The organism is Streptomyces sp. NPDC037203 (genome assembly GCF_055605065.1).
Map to the genome: position 1 here is coordinate 1 of NZ_JBVJUC010000011.1, position 17,223 is coordinate 17,223.

At 72.8% G+C, this 17,223-nt stretch carries 12 protein-coding genes; 7 read left to right on the forward strand and 5 right to left on the reverse strand.

Annotation, left to right across the window (positions count from 1 at the left end):
* Positions 1 to 103: 103 nt before the first annotated feature.
* The 4 genes from ACZ7EC_RS26085 to ACZ7EC_RS26100 form a co-directional block, all read right to left on the reverse strand.
* Positions 104 to 823: a methyltransferase domain-containing protein gene (locus ACZ7EC_RS26085; protein WP_471066222.1), complete on the reverse strand. Its 720-nt coding sequence runs from the start codon at positions 821 to 823 to the stop codon at positions 104 to 106.
* Between the two features lie 76 nt (positions 824 to 899).
* Positions 900 to 3,461, reverse strand: a complete 2,562-nt coding sequence (locus tag ACZ7EC_RS26090; RefSeq protein ID WP_471066224.1) for an ATP-binding SpoIIE family protein phosphatase — start codon at positions 3,459 to 3,461, stop codon at positions 900 to 902.
* Positions 3,462 to 3,615: 154 nt separating this feature from the next.
* Entirely contained in the window at positions 3,616 to 6,069 is a 2,454-nt protein-coding gene (locus ACZ7EC_RS26095) for an MFS transporter (RefSeq protein WP_471066226.1), read from the reverse strand.
* Positions 6,070 to 6,240: 171 nt separating this feature from the next.
* Entirely contained in the window at positions 6,241 to 6,684 is a 444-nt protein-coding gene (locus ACZ7EC_RS26100) for an SRPBCC family protein (RefSeq protein WP_471066228.1), read from the reverse strand.
* Positions 6,685 to 6,834: 150 nt separating this feature from the next.
* Here ACZ7EC_RS26100 and ACZ7EC_RS26105 point away from each other — a divergent pair, with 150 nt between their 5' ends.
* The 4 genes from ACZ7EC_RS26105 to ACZ7EC_RS26120 all read left to right on the forward strand — a co-directional run bounded on the left by ACZ7EC_RS26105 (position 6,835) and on the right by ACZ7EC_RS26120 (position 11,482).
* On the forward strand, positions 6,835 to 7,881 hold the full coding sequence (locus ACZ7EC_RS26105; protein ID WP_471066230.1) for an Rv2578c family radical SAM protein: 1,047 nt from the start codon (positions 6,835 to 6,837) through the stop codon (positions 7,879 to 7,881).
* A 192-nt stretch (positions 7,882 to 8,073) separates the two neighbouring features.
* A complete protein-coding gene (locus tag ACZ7EC_RS26110; protein ID WP_471066233.1) occupies positions 8,074 to 9,627 on the forward strand; it encodes an alpha/beta hydrolase in 1,554 nt (517 codons plus the stop codon).
* Between the two features lie 147 nt (positions 9,628 to 9,774).
* The gene (locus ACZ7EC_RS26115) at positions 9,775 to 10,842 is read left to right on the forward strand and encodes a YihY/virulence factor BrkB family protein (RefSeq protein WP_471066235.1); all 1,068 of its coding nucleotides are present in this window, start codon (positions 9,775 to 9,777) and stop codon (positions 10,840 to 10,842) included.
* Positions 10,843 to 11,005: 163 nt separating this feature from the next.
* Positions 11,006 to 11,482, forward strand: a complete 477-nt coding sequence (locus tag ACZ7EC_RS26120) for a hypothetical protein (protein WP_471066237.1) — start codon at positions 11,006 to 11,008, stop codon at positions 11,480 to 11,482.
* 149 nt (positions 11,483 to 11,631) lie between these two features.
* Here the strand turns inward: ACZ7EC_RS26120 and ACZ7EC_RS26125 are convergent, their stop codons facing one another.
* Positions 11,632 to 12,276, reverse strand: a complete 645-nt coding sequence (locus ACZ7EC_RS26125; protein WP_471066239.1) for an adenylosuccinate lyase — start codon at positions 12,274 to 12,276, stop codon at positions 11,632 to 11,634.
* Between the two features lie 400 nt (positions 12,277 to 12,676).
* Here ACZ7EC_RS26125 and ACZ7EC_RS26130 point away from each other — a divergent pair, with 400 nt between their 5' ends.
* The 3 genes from ACZ7EC_RS26130 to ccrA all read left to right on the forward strand — a co-directional run bounded on the left by ACZ7EC_RS26130 (position 12,677) and on the right by ccrA (position 17,223).
* Complete coding sequence (locus tag ACZ7EC_RS26130) at positions 12,677 to 14,479, forward strand: 3-hydroxyacyl-CoA dehydrogenase family protein (protein ID WP_471066241.1); 1,803 nt, start codon at positions 12,677 to 12,679, stop codon at positions 14,477 to 14,479.
* Positions 14,480 to 14,636: 157 nt separating this feature from the next.
* A complete protein-coding gene (locus ACZ7EC_RS26135; protein ID WP_471066243.1) occupies positions 14,637 to 15,455 on the forward strand; it encodes a TetR family transcriptional regulator in 819 nt (272 codons plus the stop codon).
* A 430-nt stretch (positions 15,456 to 15,885) separates the two neighbouring features.
* On the forward strand, positions 15,886 to 17,223 hold the full coding sequence (ccrA, locus tag ACZ7EC_RS26140; RefSeq protein ID WP_471066598.1) for a crotonyl-CoA carboxylase/reductase: 1,338 nt from the start codon (positions 15,886 to 15,888) through the stop codon (positions 17,221 to 17,223).

Genomic DNA, 17,223 nt, shown 5'->3' on the forward strand with positions numbered 1-17,223 from the left:
CCCCCCCCCCCCCCCCCCCCCCCCCCCCCCCCCCCCCCCCCCCCCCCCCCCCCCCCCCCCCCCCCCCCCCCCCCCCCCCCCCCCCCCCCCCCCCCGGGCCCGGCTACCGTCCGGCGAGCACGAACCAGCGGGCCGGCAGGTCGATACGGGTGCCGTCGGTGAGGTGTTCGGTCTGCGGCAGGACGGTGTCGCCCTCGGCGAGGACGGTCAGTCCGGCCTCGCCGAGCAGGCGCGGGATCTCGCCCTCGTCGGCGTCGGCGGGCTTGAGGTGGTGGTGGAAGACGCGCTGGAGCTTGGGCGGCGGCCCGGACGGCTCGGCGGCGGCCCGCCCCAGGACGTCACGGGAGGCGGGGGTCAGCTCCACGACGAAGGCGCGGCCCGCGCTGCCGATGAGCGTGGCGACGGCGGCGGCGACGGCGGGCCGGGCGGCGGGCTCGCTCTGGTGGATGACGGCCCGCATGTAGACGTTGCAGTCGCCGAGCCGGTCGTGCAGGGCCTTCACCGCGTCACTGTCGGTCAGATCGAGCTGTTCGAACTCCACGGGCGCGTCCCCGGCGGCGCGCCGGGCGTGCTCGACGGCCGCGTGCGAGAGGTCCACGCCGATGGCGCGGGCGAACCGGGTGGCCAGGTAGCGGGTCTGGGTGCCGCTGCCGCAGCCGAGGTCGACTATGGTGCGGGCCGGATCCGCGTGCGGCAGGAGCAGCGCGGAGTGCGGCTCGGCGGTCAGCGAGGGATCGGAGTCCCAGATCGCCTCGCCCGGAGCGTCGGAGGTCTCGCTCCAGTAACTCTCCCAGTTGGCACGGTAGTTATTCGAAACGTTCATGCGCTCTCCCACGGTCGGTTGCCGTGATCGGGATATCGCGCCTACCGGGGTGCGGGCAAGGGGCGGGCGGCCACCTTCACCGGACGTACCGACGCTCCTCGCCGGCCCGGCCGCTGTCCGTGACCGGCTGTTCGAACCAGACCGTCTTGCGGTGCCCGGAGGCGCTCGCGCCCCATTCGCGGGCGAGCCTGCTGACCACGCGCAGCCCGCGCCCGTACTCGTCGCGGGGACCGGCGGCGATCATCGCCGGCAGGGTGGGCTCGTCGTCGGTGACCTCGAACAGCAGCGCGTCGGTGCGCACCACCCGCAGCCCGATCCGGTCGCCCTCGGCATGCCGTACGGCGTTGGTGACGACCTCGCTCACCAGCAGTTCCGCGGTCTCCACGGGCCCCGGCAGCCCCCAGGCGAGGAGTTGCTCGCGGACCAGGCGGCGGGCCCGGCCCACCTCGCGGGGATCGTTGTCGAGCCGCCACTCGGCGACGTGTTCGGCGGGGATGCCGTTGAGCCGGGCCATGAGCAGGGCGACGTCGTCCTTGCGTCCGCCGCGGGTGTTGAGGGCGCGGATGATGGTGTCGCAGGCGTCGTCCATGGAGGCGGCGGGGTGGGCGGCGGACTCGCAGAGCGCGGCGAGGCCCTCGCCGATGTCCGAGCCGCGCACCTCGACCAGCCCGTCGGTGCACAGCACCAGCCGGTCTCCGGGCGAGACCCTGATCCGGGCCGCCTCGAACGGGACGCCGCCGACGCCGATGGGCGCCCCGGTGGGCAGGTCGAGCAGTTCGCTGCCGCCGTCCTCGGCGCGCACCACCACCGGCGGGATGTGTCCGGCGTTGGCGAGGGTGATCTCGCCGCGGATCGGGTCGTAGACCGCGTACAGACAGGTGGCGAGGTAGTTGTCGCCGAGCCGGCGGGCCAGGTCGTCCAGGTTGCGCAGGAGCTGGGCGGGCGGGGTCTCCATCGCGGCCATGGTCTGTACGGCGGTGCGCAACTGGCCCATCATCGCGGCAGAGTTGAGGCCGTGGCCCATGACGTCGCCGACGACGAGGGCGGTGCGGGAGCCGGACAGCTTGATGGTGTCGAACCAGTCGCCGCCGATCCGCCCGAGCAGGGTGCCCGGAAGGTAGCGGGTGGCCACGTCGCAGCCGGCCATCCGCGGGGCGACCTGCGGGAGCATGCTGTCCTGGAGGGTGTCGGCGACGTTCTCCTGGTACGTGTACATGCGCGCGTTGTCGAGCACCAGCCCGGCGCGGGCGGCGAGTTCGGCGCCGGTGGTGCGGTCCATGTCGTCGAACGCGGGCCGGTCGGGGCGGCGCATCAGCACCATGAAGCCGAGGACGACATTGCGCGCCTTGAGCGGCACGATCAGCAGCGAACGCCCGCCGATGAGCGGTCGGAGGTCGCGCTTCTCGAACTGTCCGGAGATGCGTTCGGACAGCTCCTCGGTGACCTCCGGGATGAGGACCGGGTCACCGGTGACCATGCACCGGTAGAACGGGGTGTGTTCGGGGAAGGCGAAGGCCTCGCCGACCGGCACGGTGTCGTCCCAGCGGCCCGGTTCGTCGTTGTGCTCGACCCAGACGCGGAACATGACGGTGCTGGCGTCGGGCGGGCCGTCCGGGAAGCCCTCGCCCGCGAGGACGGCCGCGCGCAGATGGGTGCCGGCGAAGTCGGCGAAGCGGGGCACGGCGGCGCTGGTGACCTCACGGATGGTCTCGCCGAGGTCGAGGGAGGAGCCGATGCGGGAGCTGACCTCGTTGAGGAATTCGAGGCGCTCGCGGACGGCGGCGTACTCCAGGTCCCGTTCGGCGCCCGCCGGCGCGATGGCCACGGCGGGCGTGCGCTGCCGCGGTACGCGGCTGTCGGCGGTCTCGGCCGGGACGCGGCCGGGCCGGCGGGGCACGCCCCAGTACGGAGTCACCGGAACCCGCTCGAACTGGCTGAACTCCAGCACGGGATAGCCCAGTTCGAGGATCTGGGAGACGATGCGGCCGCTGAGTCCGGGGCCCATGTTGGGCAGGATCTCCGGCAGCCGCCGTTCGAGTTCGTCGAAGGCGGGCAGCTCGGTGTGGCGGGCGAAGCCGGGTGCGATGCGTTCGGCGGTCTCGTCGTCGTCACCGCGCTCCTGGCGCAGCCGGGTGGCGTCGGCGGCGAGCACCAGCAGCCGGGCGGTACCGGGGCCGACCAGCGGGTAGGCCCACCAGAGCACGTCGATCCGCTCGCCGCCCGCACGCGGATCGCCGTCCGGGTCCCGGCGCACCGAGAGGTGGGCGCGGCCGGCCTTGGGGAAGGAGGTCTGGCCGCCGAGGGACGCCTCCAGGTCGGGGCCCGGTCCCGGCTCGTCGCCGTCCGGACCGCCGTACGGCGCGCCGGCGTCGCGCTCCCCGTCGTACGCCTCGTAGGCGTCCGGCATCACGCCGCCCTGGAGGTGGTCGGGGAGGGCGCCGGAGACCGGCAGCAGATCGCCGGCGGGGCGGCCGACGGCCTCCTCCCGGCCGACGCCGAACAGCCGCCGCGCCCCGCTGCTCCAGTGGGACACCAGGCCGGTGCGGTCCACGACGATCACGGCAAGCGGAATCCGGCCCGCGTCGGTGTCGCCGGCGCCGCGCGCGGGAGTCGTGTCCCGCTCGCTGCCACGGTCCATGGCCCAGGCCCCTTCTCCCCACGGCTGTTCGCAAACGATCTGTGCCGCGGCCACTACGGTACGGCGGCGGCCGGTGGCGATGTGTGGCAATCCGGGAATTGGTTTCACATGATCGCACCGGCCCGCGGCCCCCGGCGCCCGGCGGGGTGCCGCCTCAGTCCTCGTGCCCGAGCTGGAGATCCCGCTCCGTCCGGCCGCCGCCCGCGACCTGGAGGACCGTGGCGACCGGCGGGTAGCCCGCGGCGATGACCGTGTACTCGCCGGAGGACAGGTCCACGAACCGGAACGCGCCGTCCGCCCCGGTTGTGAGGGTGTCCACGACGTTGCCCGCGGCGTCCAGCAGGGTGACCCGCGCGTCCTCCACGGGCCGTCCCCCGCTCGCCCGTACGACACCCCGCAGCACGGCGCCGCCCGCGAGTTCCACGTCCTGCCGGGTCTCGCGGGACGCCTGCACGCTGACCGGGAGGGCGGCCGGGCGGAAGGCGGGGGCGCTGGCGGCGAGGGTGTACTCGCCGGCGACCAGCTCGGTGATGACGTAGCCGCCCTCGCGGCCGCTGCGGGTGGTGGCGACGACCTCGCCGTGCACGTTGGTGAGCGTGACGGTGGCGTCCCGCACCGGGCTGCCGTCGGCGGTGAGCACGCTGCCCGCGAGGCGTCCCGCGCCGCCGAGGACGACGTCGAGTTCCACGGGCCGCTCGCCCACGGTGACGGAGACGGCCTGCGGCTGGTGTCCCCCGGCGGCGGCGATCAGGACGTACGACCCGGAGCCGGGCGTGCTCAGCGCGTACCGCCCGTCGTCGCCGCTCGCGCCCCGGCCGACCTGCTGTCCGGTGACGTCGATGAGGGTGAGCGCGGCGCGGGGCACCACGGTGCCGTCGGGGTGCTGCACGGTGCCGCACACGGGGATACCGGCGGGGTACGGCGAACGGGCGTGCGGGACCGAGGCGTTGACGCTGTCGGGGTCGGAGTCGGTGGCGTGGTGGGACACCAGGGGTTTCTCCTTGAGGAAGAAGGCGATGAGGAGGCCGAGGACGAGCACCGGGACCAGGTACAGGAAGATCCGGGGCATCGCGTCGGCGTACGCGCGGATGTAGGCGTCGCGCAGGGCCGGGGGCAGCGCGTGGACGAGCTGCGGGGTGAGGGACTCGGGGTCGGGCAGCCGGGCACCGGCGCGCGGGGGCAGCTCCCGGCGCAGGGCGTGGCCGAGCCGGTTCGCGAAGAGGGTGCCGAAGACGGCGGCGCCGACGCTGCCGCCGATCTGCCGGAAGTAGTTGTTGGCGCTGGTGGCGGTGCCGAGGTCGGCGGGGCGCGCCGAGTTCTGCACGGCGAGGACTAGGACGGGCATCACCAGGCCGATACCCGCGCCGAGTACGGCCATCCAGACGCTGTACTCCAGCCGGGAGGTGCCGGCGTCCAGGCGGGACAGCAGCCACATGCCGGCGACCGACACGGCGCCGCCGAGCACGGGGTAGAGCTTGTAGCGCCCGGTGTGGCTGATGAGCTGGCCGGAGACCAGGGAGGCCACGACGATGCCGGCCGTCATGGGCAGCATCAGCAGCCCGGAGCCGGTGGCGCTGGCCCCGTCGACCATCTGGAGGAAGGTGGGCAGGTAGCTGGCGGCGCCGAACAGGGCGACGCCGACGACGAGTCCGACCAGGCCGGTGACGTTGAAGACGGAGTCCCGGAACAGCCGCAGCGGGATGAGCGGTTCGGCGGCGAAGCGCTCGGCGACGAGGAAGAGAAGCGTGGCGGCCAGCGCGCCCGCGCCGAGACCGAGGATCTGCCGGGAGCCCCACGCGTACTCGGTGCCGCCCCAACTGGTCAGCAGGACCAGGCAGGTCGACGCGGCGGCGAGCAGCAGGGAGCCCAGCACGTCGAGACGGCCGCGCGTTTCGGGCCTGGGCAGTTTGAGGACGGCGGCGACCACGGCGAACGTGACCAGCCCGAAGGGGACGTTGACGTAGAAGCACCAGCGCCAGGAGAGGTGGTCGGTGAAGTAGCCGCCGAGCAGGGGGCCCGCGACGGAGGCGAGGCCGAACGCGGCGCCGATCAGGCCCATGTAGCGGCCGCGCTGCCGGGGCGGCACGATGTCGGCGATGATCGCCTGCACCCCGATCATGAGCCCGCCGGCGCCGACGCCCTGGAGGGCGCGGTAGGCGATCAGCTGGTCCATGCTGCCGGCGCGTCCGGCGAGCGCCGAGCCGGCCACGAAGACCGCGATGGCGAACAGGAACACGCCCTTGCGGCCGAAGAGGTCGCCGAGCTTGCCGTACAGCGGCAGGCCGATGGTGGAGGTCAGCAGGTAGGCGGTGATCGCCCAGGACATCCGGTCCAGGCCGTGCAGTTCACCGACCACCTTGGGCAGCGCGGTGGCGACGATCATCTGGTCGAGGGCGGCCAGCAGCATCGCCAGCATCAGCCCGAGGAAGACCAGCCGCACCCGGCGCGGGCTCAGCGTAGGGCCCGCGGCCGGGGCTCCGGGTCCGCCCGCCGCGCCGCCCGCCGGCGGATCCTCCGGGGGGTCCGCCGGGGCGCCCTCGGCGGGCGCCTTCCGGGCGGTGGGCAGCAGCACGAGCGTGTCGTGATCCACCAGAGTCGTCCCGCCCACGTGCCGCTCCCCTCGTCGCCGTCATCGCGGCTGCCGTAACCCGTGCGATTTCTCGCGCGAGGCGACAACTACGAACAACAGCGGTGGGTTACGGGGCGGTTCCCGGTGGGCGGTACTTCCACTCGAACCGGTGAAGGAAGGCAACTTCCTTTCACCGGCCGGGGGTTGGGGCTACTTCTCGACCTCGGCGGCGAGCCGGGCGAGCACCGCGTCGTAGATGCGGCCGAGGCCCTTGGGCGCGAAGGTCCGCTCGAAGAAGCCGCCGATGCCGCCGGCGCCCTTCCAGGTGCTGGTGACGACGACGCGGGCGCGGCCCTCGCCGGCGGGGGTGACGCGCCAGGTGGTGACCATGGAGGAGTTGCGGTCCTTCTCGACCAGCTCGCCGTCGGAGGGTTCGCTCACCTCCAGCAGGCAGTCGCGCACCCGCTTGCTGGTGGCCTGGAGCTTCCAGTGGACGAGGGTGCCCTCGCCGTCGCCGCCCTCGCGCACCTCGTACTCGCTGAACTGCTCGGGCAGCAGCTTGCGCCGGGTGCCGCGGTAGTCGGCGAGGGCGTCGAGCACCTTCTCCGCGTCCGCCGCGACGACCCGCTCCGTAGTGGCCTCGACCTGCGCCATTGCGTTCCTCCAGGACCTGATTGCTCGGGGTTGGGAAAAGCCAACCACTTCGGGTTCCGACCGCCCAAATCGGGGGGCGTATCCGGGTGCGCACGATCATGGGAACACATGTTCTATTGTGGCGGCGAGTGCTACCGAGGAGGACGGCTCATGCGCTGGGACAACCTCACCGACGAGCCCGTCGAACACGGCCGGGCCCCCGACGCCGCGCTGTTCGGCGCGGACGCCGTGACCACCCGTACGTTCGACACGCCCGAGTTCCGCGGGATCACCTTCCACGAGGTCCGCGCGCGCTCGGTGCTCAACCGGGTGCCGGGGGCCTCGCGGATGCCGTTCGAATGGACGGTGAACCCGTACCGGGGATGCTCGCACGCCTGTGTGTACTGCTTCGCGCGCAAGACGCACGGCTATCTGGACCTGGACACGGGCATCGGCTTCGACACCCAGATCGTGGTCAAGGTGAACGCCCCGGAGGTGCTGCGCCGCCAGCTCGGCTCCGGCCGCTGGCGCGGCGACCACGTGGCGATGGGCACGAACGTCGACTGCTACCAGCGCGCCGAGGGCCGCTACCGGCTCATGCCGGGCATCATCTCCGCCCTCACCGAGCACGCGAACCCGTTCTCCATCCTGACCAAGGGCACGCTCATCCTGCGCGACCTGGATCTGCTGGTGCGGGCCGCCGAGGTGACCGACGTCGGCATCTCGGTCTCGGTCGGCTTCCTGGACGCCGCCCTGTGGCGCACCGTGGAGCCGGGCACGCCCGCGCCCGAGCGGCGGCTCGACGTCGTCCGCGCCCTCGGCGAGCACGGCATCGGCTGCGGTGTCCTGATGGCGCCGGTGATCCCCTTCCTGAGCGACCGTCCGGAGCAGCTGCGGGCGACCGTCGAGGCCATCGCGGGGGCCGGGGCGACCTCGGTGACCCCGCTGGTGCTGCACCTGCGGCCGGGGGCGCGGGAGTGGTTCATGGCCTGGCTCGCCGAGCACCACCCGTACCTGGTGCGCCGCTACGAGCGGATGTACGCCGGCGGTTCGTACGCGCCGACCTGGTACCAGCGCCGGATCACCCGCCAGGTGCACGAGCTGGCGCGGGAGTACGGCATCGGGCCCGCGCGCGCGGGCGCGGCCCGCCGGATCCGCCCGGCGCAGCCCGCGCCGGCCCCCGAGGCGGCCGAGCCGACGCAGCTCACCCTGATGTGAGGCGCCGTCAGGAGCGTTCGAGCGCTTCGTGCGGGCAATTCGAGCGCTTCGTGCGGGCAATTCGAGCGCTTCGCGCGGGCAATAGGGTCAACTATCGGCCGGACACGTTCTCCAGGGGCCTCGCATCGGGACGATGCGGCGGGGACCGCGATCGCGCGGTCCGCTCGACCTCTCCGTCCCCAGGGAGGACCCATGAGAAGACGCGCAGCCGTGCTGTGCGCGGCCGCCGCCGTCCTGGCGGGCTCGGTCACCGGAGCACCGGCGCGGGCCGCCGCGCCCGCGCCGCTCACCTGGAAGAAGTGCGCCACCGCCGACTACCCGACGCTTCAGTGCGCCTCCCTGGAGGTACCGCTGGACCACACGGACCCCGCGGGCCGGCGGATCACGCTCGCCCTGTCGCGCGTCCCGCACACCGCGGCGGCCTCCCAGGGCCCGCTGCTGGTCAACCCCGGCGGCCCCGGCGGCAGCGGGCTCACACTCGCCGGGTTCGTGGCCTCGGCGCTGCCGAAGGACGTGGCGGCGCGGTACGACGTGATCGGCTTCGACCCGCGCGGGGTCGGCCGCAGCAGCCCGGCGCTCGACTGCGCCCCCGGCCACTTCCAGCCGGTGCGCCCGGACACCGTGCCGGGCACGCCCGCGCTCGAACAGGCGAACCTGGAGCGCGCGCGGGCCTTCGCCGCCGACTGTGGCAAGCGGTACGGCGATGTGCTGCCGTACATGGACACGGTCAGCGCCGCGCAGGACATGGACAGCATCCGCGCGGCCCTCGGCGCGCCGCGGATCAGCTACTTCGGCTACTCGTACGGCACTTACCTCGGCGCGATGTACGCCAGGCTGCACCCCGAGCGGGTCCGCAGGCTGGTGCTGGACTCGATCGTCGACCCGACCGGGGTCTGGTACGCGGACAACATCGGCCAGGAGCGGGCCTTCGACGACCGGCACCGCGCGCTGATGGCGTGGATCGCCAAGTACGACGCGACGTACGGGCTCGGCAAGGACCCCGCGAAGGTCGAGGCCGCGTGGTACGCGATGCGCGCGGCCCTGGCGAAGAAGCCGGCCGGCGGGAAGGTGGGCGCGGCCGAGCTGGAGGACACGTTCATTCCGGGCGGCTACTACAACGGCTACTGGCCCTACCTCGCCGAGGCGTTCGCCTCCTACGTCCACGACAAGAAGACCGGGCCGCTGGTGGAGGCGTACGACGACTTCGCCGGGGTGGACTCCTCCGGGGACAACGGCTACAGCGTGTACACGGCCGTCCAGTGCGGGGACACCGCCTGGCCGCACGACTGGGCACGCTGGAAGCAGGACGCGTGGGCGGTGTACGCGAAGTCGCCGTTCATGACCTGGAACAACGTCTGGTACAACGCGCCGTGCATGTTCTGGCCGACGGGCCGCACCCGGCAGCCGAGCGTGGCCAACGACAAGCTGCCGCCCGCGCTCCTCTTCCAGGCGACGGACGACGCGGCGACGCCGTACGCCGGGGGTGTCGCGGTGCACCGGCTGCTGGCGGGCTCCCGCCTGGTGGTCGAGCAGGGCGGCGGCAACCACGGCATCACCCTGAGCGGCAACGCGTGCCTGGACCGCCACCTGTCCGCGTATCTGGCCGACGGCACGGTCCCGCACGGCTCCGGCCCGGCCGACGCCGTCTGCCCCAAGTCCCCCGACCCGGCCCCGCTCGCCTCCAAGGCGGCGTCGCGGACCTCACCCGGCTCGATCCTGCACGACCTGCTGGGTTTCCGGAGCTGAGAGCCGGGGCCGGCCGGGGGGCGGAGGTCATGGCGACGGGCCGGCTCGTCGCCGTGGCACCGCGCTCGGGGTGGCGGCCCGGCCTCCCCGGACCAACCGGCTGACTCCGGTCGCACGACGTGCGCGGACTCGGGGTACTCGCCCCCCATGGACAAGCCGCATCTGCCAGGACGCAGGAACCAGCACGGCGATGACGCCGGGCGGACGGACCGGGTGCCCACCCCCGAGGAGGCCGGACCGGGACGGGAGGTGGAGGAGAGGGCGCCGCGGTCACCCGTGAAGCTGCCGAGGGCCGCCTGGGCGGCGGTGTTCAAGGGGAGCCTGAAGGAGTTCCAGAAGGACGAGCTGACCGACCGGGCCGCGGCGCTGACCTACTACTCGGTGCTGGCCCTGTTCCCGGCGCTGCTGGTGCTGGTCTCCCTGCTGGGCATCACCGGCCGTTCGACCACGGACCGGCTGCTGAACAACATCAAGCAGCTCGCCCCCGGCCCGGCGCGGGACATCCTCACCCGGACCGTGCAGCAGTTGCAGAACAGCGCCGGTACCGGCTCGGTCCTGGCGATCGTGGGCCTCGTCCTGGCGCTGTGGTCGGCGTCCGGATACGTCGCCGCCTTCATCCGCACCGCCAACGCCGTCTACGACGTGCCCGAGGGCCGTCCGATCTGGAAGGTGCTGCCGGTGCGCCTCGGCGTCACCGTGGTGCTGATGCTGCTGGCGCTGGTCTGCGCGGTGATCGTGGTGTTCAGCGGCGGCCTGGCCCGGCATGTCGGCCAGGCGCTCCACATGGGGGACGCGGCGCTGACCGCCTGGTCGATCGCCAAGTGGCCGGTGCTGGTCGTCCTGGTCGTCCTGATGATCGCCCTCCTGTACTGGGCCTGCCCGAACGCCAAGGTCAGGGGCTTCAGGTGGATCACTCCGGGCAGCTTCCTGGCGCTGCTCATCTGGATGGCCGCCTCCACGGGCTTCGCGATCTACGTGGCGAACTTCTCGTCGTACAACAAGACCTACGGGGCCATGGCGGGCGTCATCATCTTCCTGATCTGGCTGTGGATCACCAATCTGGCGATCCTGCTGGGCCTGGAGTTCGACGCGGAGACCGCCCGGCAGCGGGCCATCGCCGGCGGCCATCCCCCCGAGTCCGACGCGCCGTACGCCGAACCGCGGGACACCGCGAAGTGGGACGAGGACGACGTCCGCCATATGAAAGACAGCTGATCGCCGCCCGCGCGCCGGATGCGCGGGGACGGCGCGCTGGACGTGCCCCCATTGCTCCTTGTCCACGCCCCCGCACTGCTGTCAACCTCGGGCTCGGGCCACTGCGCGCACGATGTGTCGACAGCCGGTGACACCACGCAGTCGGCAGGAGGGGGGCAGCCGCATGATCATCACGTCCAGGGGTGTGGTGGCGGCGATGGCCGGTGTGGCGATGCTGGCCGTCGCGTCGGCCGCGACCGCGACGGCGGCGCAGACCGCGCGACCGGCCGGCGCCGCGGCCTCGTGCGGTACGAGCATCGATCCCGCCGCGCGGATCCCGAGCGGACGTCGGCACACCGGGCCGACCCTGCGCATCGGCGGTGCCACGGTCACGGTGCGGTACGGCAACGCGAAGCGGGGCGCGCCGTACTACGCGTGGGCGGCCATCTCCGGCGCCGGCAAGGGCGACACGGTCGCGCTGGAGTGGGACGTCGACTACGGCTCGTGGGCGGACTTCGGGGTCTGCTCGGCGACCGTGCACTCGGGCGGCAAGCAGAACACCCGCGCCGTCAAGTACGTGCACGGAAAGGGCTGGCACCTGGAGGCCCAGGCCTGCGGACGACACGCGGGCCGCCGGGCGTGCACGGCGTACTGGCCCTGACCGGACGGTCCGGGGGGCCTGCCGCACGGACGACGGAGCAAGGGGCAAGGGCGACACGGTCCAGGGCCGTACAGGCGGCGGCCCGTTCGAGCCGCCGCCCGCCCCACAAGCCGCGGGCCGGGCGCCGAACCGTCCGGCCCGCCCGTCCGTCACCCGGCCTGCTTCCCCCTCGCCTTCCCTCTCCCCCTGCTCCTCGCGCTCTCCTTCTCCTCCCCCTTCGCCCCCTCCTTCGGCAGCCGTGCCAGCGCGTGCACCGCCGCCTCCGCGAGTGCCGGGTGGGCGAGGGCCTCCGCGAGGACGCGCCGGGCGCGGGGGTCGCCGAGGGCGCCGAGACCCTCCACGCAGGCGAGGGCGACCCGCCGGTACGGATCGTGCGGGCGCAGCCGGCGCTCCAGGGTGGTGATCAGCGCGGGCACGGACTCCGGGGCGCGCAGGGCGACGAGCAGCCGCACCGGGTGCAGGGCGTAGGCGACGCGCAGTTCGTTGGTGGCGAGGGCGGCGGCCGCGCGGGCGGTGCGCGGGTCGCCGAGCCGGGCCAGCGCGTGCGCGGCGCCGGCGCAGCGCGGCGGGTCGCGGTGGTTGAGCAGGAGCACCAGGGACTCGAAGGCGCGCCGGTCGCCCGCGCGGCCCAGCCGGAAGGCGGCCAACTCCCGCGCCCACAAAGGCTGTCCGGGTGCGGTGAGCACCTCCGCCAACTCGTCCGGATCCTCGGTCGCCACCAGCGCGTCGAAGGCCGCCGAGCCCCCCGACTCCTGCCGTAAGCGCTCCGTGAGCGATCGCAACTCTTCGTCCACGGCTTCAGGTTAAGCATGTCGCCGGGGCAACGGGAGTCACCTGGCACACAAAGAACCCGAAGGGGGCTGGCGCGCTCGTTACCCACCGGTTAAGCTCAGACGAGCGAGCAACCCTCTCGCACCCCGCTGGCGACGGTCTGGTGACGCGGCCGTCGCGGGCAAGGATCGGTTCGGTACGCGTATGCGCCTCGTGCGCCAAGTACCGGGAGTACGACCCGGCTTCGGGACAGAGCCGGTCGGAAGACATCGCCGCTGCCGGGCGTGTGCACGCCCGTCGGCACCGGCACCGGGCGTGTGCGCTCGTCAGCCCGGCAACACCCGCACTCCTTCGCGTTCCGTGGTGCGCCTTCGGCGCACCCGGCGCTTCCTCGTCGTCACCCTCTTTCCCTGGAGTCCCGCGATGGCCACTCCCCTGTCCGACACCCCTCTGTCCCTCAAGAAGATCGCCGTCGTCGGCCTCGGCACGATGGGCACCGGCATCACCGAGGTCCTCGTGACGGCCGGCCGCGAGGTCGTCGGCATCGACGTCAGCGAGGCGCAGGCCGCCCGCGCGCTGGCCGCCGTGGAGGCCTCCACGGCCCGGTCCGTCGAGCGCGGCCGGCTCACCGGGGCCCAGCGCACGGACGCCCTCGCCCGGCTGCGCACCACCACCGACCTGGCCGCGGCCGCCGACGCCGACCTGGTGATCGAGGTGGCCCCGGAGTCGTACGAGATCAAGCACCAGATCTTCCGTGAACTGGACGGCGTGGTCCGCCCGGAGACCATCCTGGCCACCGGCACCAACGCGCTGTCCGTGACCCGGCTCGCCGCCGACTCGGCGCGTCCCGAGCGCGTGCTGGGCCTGCACTTCTTCAACCCCGCTCCGGCGATGAAGCTGGTGGAGGTCGTCTCCTCGGTGCTGACCGCGCCGCAGGTGGTCGCCGCCGTCACGGACCTCGCGATCGAGCTGGGCAAGGAGCCCGTCGCGGTCGGCGACCGCCCCGGCTTCGTCGCCGACGGCCTGCTGTTCGGCTACCTGAACCAGGCCGCCGCGATGTACGAGGCCCGCTACGCCTCCCGTGAGGACATCGACGCGGCGATGCGGCTGGGCTGCGGCCTGCCGATGGGCCCCCTCGCACTGCTCGACCTGATCGGCATCGACACCGCGCGCACCGTCCTGGACGCCATGTACGCCGAGTCCCGCGACCGGCTGCACGCCCCGGCCCCCATCCTCAAGCAGCTCAGCGAGGCGGGCCTGACCGGCCGCAAGTCCGGGCGCGGCTTCTACACCTACGAGGCGCCGGGCAGCGCCACCGTGGTGCCGGACGCGCTGACCCCGGCGGCGGACGGCGCCCGCGCCCGAGGCCGCGAGGTCCGCTCGGTGGGCGTGGCCGGTTCCGGGACCATGGCCTCCGGCATCGCCGAGGTGTTCGCCAAGGCGGGCTACGGCGTCGTGCTGGCCGCCCGCAGCGAGGAGAAGGCCGAGGCGGCCAAGGCCCGGATCGGCAAGTCCCTGGCGCGCTCGGTGGACAAGGGCCGGCTGACCGCCGAGGCGGCCGCGCAGGCCCTGGAGCGGATCGCCCCGGCCGGGTCCTACGACGCGTTCGCGGACGTCGACCTGGCCGTCGAGGCGGTCGCCGAGGACCTGGAGGTCAAGCGGCAGCTGTTCCAGGCGCTCGACAAGGTCTGCAAGCCCGGCGCGGTGCTCGCCACCACCACCTCCTCGCTGCCCGTCGTCGCCTGCGCCCGCGCCACCTCGCGCCCGCAGGACGTGATCGGCATGCACTTCTTCAACCCGGCCCCGGCGATGAAGCTGGTCGAGGTGGTGCGCACGGTGCTGACCGACGACGAGGTGCACGCCACCGTCCGCGAGGTCTGCCGCACGGTCCGCAAGCACGCGGTGGACTGCGGCGACCGGGCCGGATTCATCGTCAACGCGCTGCTGTTCCCGTACCTGAACAACGCGGTGAAGATGGTCCAGGAGCACTACGCGACGCTGGACGACATCGACGCGGCGATGCGGCTCGGCGGCGGCTACCCGATGGGTCCGTTCGAGCTGCTGGACGTGGTCGGCCTGGACGTCTCGCTGGCCATCGAGAAGGTGCTGCACCGCGAGTTCCGCGATCCCGGCCTGGCCCCGGCCCCGCTCCTGGAGCACCTGGTGGCCGCCGGCTGCCTGGGCCGCAAGACCGGCCGCGGCTTCCGCGAGTATGCCCGCCGCTGACGGCGGCGGCGACCGGTCCCCCGCGCCGCCGGACGCGGAGGCGGACTGGGGCGGGCTGCTCGGCCCCGCCACGGCTGTCCCGCCCGGCCCTCCGGGGCCGGGCGGGGCAAACCGGACTCCCGCGCACGGCACCGCGTCCATGCAGTACGTTCGGGTCATGTCCCAGCCCGCCAAGTCCTCCCGTACACCAGCTACGCCCGACGCGCCGGAAAGTGCCGCAGGCAGTCGCGCCGCCGCCCAGCGGCTCAAGATGCGCCGAGAACTGGCGGCCGCCGCGATGGAGCTGTTCGCGACCAAGGGGTACGAGGCCACCACCGTCGACGAGATCGCGGCGGCTGCCGGTGTCGCCCGCCGCACCTTCTTCCGCCACTTCCGCTCCAAGGAGGAGGCGATCTTCCCGGACCACGACGACACCCTGGTCCGCGCCGAGGCGGTGCTCAACGCCGCCCCCGCGCACGAGCATCCGCTCGACACGGTGTGCCGGGGCATCAAAGAGGTCATGAAGATGTACGCGGCGCACCCGGACATCTCCGTGGCCCGCTACCGGCTCACCCGCGAGGTGCCCACCCTGCGCGAGGCCGAGATCGCCTCCGTCGCCCGTTACGAGCGGCTGTTCACCCGCTATCTGCTCGGCCACTTCGACGAGCGGGCGCACGCGGACGACGCCAACGACGACCCGCTGCTGGCCGAGGTCGCCGCCTCCGCGGTCGTCACCGCGCACAACCACGTGCTGCGGCGCTGGCTGCGCGCGGACGGCAAGGGCGATGTGGAGGCGCAGCTCGACCACGCGTTCGCGATCGTCCGCAAGACCTTCGGCACCGGCATCGGCGCCGGCCGGAGCACGGCCGCCCGACCGGCCGCCTCCGCCCCGGCGACGGTCTCCCCGCACGGCGAGGTGCTCGTCACGGTCGCCCGCACCGACGCCCCCCTCGAAGAGGTCATGCGCACCATCGAGGAGGCGCTCAAGGAGCGCTGAACCGCTTTTCCACTGTGCCGACGGCCACCCTTCGGGGTGGCCGTTTTGGCATGTCAGGGGCGCTTTTCGCGCGGATTCCGGGGGCCGTTCGATCGATCATCGCTCATTTGTTACGTAAAGATTTCATCTGAGAGGAAGTTCTGGCACTCAGTGCCTTGTCACCTGACACGCGGTGTCATACGTTGAAGGAAGTCCGGGCGGCCGGCGAGCAGCGACCAGCGTTCGCCGGCTGTCCCCGCAGGCCATGGCCTGCGCGCCCGGACGCCTGCGTCACAGGCAACCTCCCGCGCCACAAAGCGCTGCCGAAGCACCACCGAGCCGAACCGACGGCACCTTTCCACAAACCCTCAGCAGCACGCACCACAGCACCGACGAACCCCCAAGCGCCCCTTTCTCGGGGGCGCTCACCGCCGGAGGCACTACCGTGACCGTGAAGGACATCCTGGACGCGATCCAGTCGAAGGACGCCACGTCGGCCGACTTCGCCGCCCTGCCGCTGCCCGAGTCGTACCGGGCGATCACCGTGCACAAGGACGAGACGGAGATGTTCGCGGGCCTCGAGACCCGCGACAAGGACCCGCGCAAGTCGATCCACCTGGACGACGTCCCCGTGCCCGAACTCGGGCCGGGCGAGGCCCTGGTGGCCGTGATGGCCTCCTCGGTCAACTACAACTCGGTGTGGACCTCGATCTTCGAGCCGCTGTCCACGTTCGGGTTCCTGGAGCGCTACGGCCGCACCAACGAGCTGGCCAAGCGGCACGACCTGCCGTACCACATCATCGGCTCCGACCTCGCGGGCGTCGTCCTGCGCACCGGCCCCGGCGTCAACGCCTGGAAGCCCGGCGACGAGGTCGTCGCGCACTGCCTCTCGGTGGAGCTGGAGTCCTCCGACGGGCACAACGACACGATGCTCGACCCCGAGCAGCGCATCTGGGGCTTCGAGACCAACTTCGGCGGCCTCGCCGAGATCGCCCTGGTCAAGTCCAACCAGCTGATGCCGAAGCCGGACCACCTCAGCTGGGAGGAGGCCGCCGCCCCCGGTCTGGTCAACTCCACCGCGTACCGGCAGCTGGTGTCCCGCAACGGCGCCGCCATGAAGCAGGGCGACAACGTCCTCATCTGGGGCGCGAGCGGCGGACTCGGCTCCTACGCCACGCAGTTCGCGCTGGCCGGCGGCGCCAACCCGATCTGCGTCGTCTCCAGCGAGCAGAAGGCGGAGATCTGCCGGTCGATGGGCGCCGAGGCGATCATCGACCGCAGCGCCGAGGGCTACAAGTTCTGGAAGGACGAGCAGACCCAGGACCCCAAGGAGTGGAAGCGCTTCGGCAAGCGCATCCGCGAACTCACCGGCGGCGAGGACATCGACATCGTCTTCGAGCACCCCGGCCGCGAGACCTTCGGCGCCAGCGTCTACGTCACCCGCAAGGGCGGCACCATCACCACCTGCGCCTCGACCTCGGGCTACATGCACGAGTACGACAACCGCTACCTGTGGATGTCCCTGAAGCGGATCATCGGCTCGCACTTCGCCAACTACCGCGAGGCATGGGAGGCCAACCGCCTCATCGCCAAGGGCAAGATCCACCCCACCCTGTCGAAGACGTACCGGCTGGAGGACACCGGCCAGGCCGCCTACGACGTCCACCGCAACCTGCACCAGGGCAAGGTCGGCGTCCTGTGCCTCGCCCCCGAGGAAGGTCTCGGCGTGCGCGACGAGGAGATGCGGGCCCGGCACATCGACGCCATCAACCGTTTCCGGAACATCTGA

What these genes read in the sequence shown, in the direction of transcription:
- ACZ7EC_RS26085 (WP_471066222.1), bottom strand. Translation starts at nt 823, where the DNA reads ATGAACGTTTCGAATAACTACCGTGCCAACTGGGAGAGTTACTGGAGC.
- ACZ7EC_RS26090 (WP_471066224.1), bottom strand. Translation starts at nt 3,461, where the DNA reads ATGGACCGTGGCAGCGAGCGGGACACGACTCCCGCGCGCGGCGCCGGC.
- ACZ7EC_RS26100 (WP_471066228.1), bottom strand. Translation starts at nt 6,684, where the DNA reads ATGGCGCAGGTCGAGGCCACTACGGAGCGGGTCGTCGCGGCGGACGCG.
- ACZ7EC_RS26105 (WP_471066230.1), top strand. Translation starts at nt 6,835, where the DNA reads ATGCGCTGGGACAACCTCACCGACGAGCCCGTCGAACACGGCCGGGCC.
- ACZ7EC_RS26110 (WP_471066233.1), top strand. Translation starts at nt 8,074, where the DNA reads ATGAGAAGACGCGCAGCCGTGCTGTGCGCGGCCGCCGCCGTCCTGGCG.
- ACZ7EC_RS26115 (WP_471066235.1), top strand. Translation starts at nt 9,775, where the DNA reads ATGGACAAGCCGCATCTGCCAGGACGCAGGAACCAGCACGGCGATGAC.
- ACZ7EC_RS26120 (WP_471066237.1), top strand. Translation starts at nt 11,006, where the DNA reads ATGATCATCACGTCCAGGGGTGTGGTGGCGGCGATGGCCGGTGTGGCG.
- ACZ7EC_RS26130 (WP_471066241.1), top strand. Translation starts at nt 12,677, where the DNA reads ATGGCCACTCCCCTGTCCGACACCCCTCTGTCCCTCAAGAAGATCGCC.
- ACZ7EC_RS26135 (WP_471066243.1), top strand. Translation starts at nt 14,637, where the DNA reads ATGTCCCAGCCCGCCAAGTCCTCCCGTACACCAGCTACGCCCGACGCG.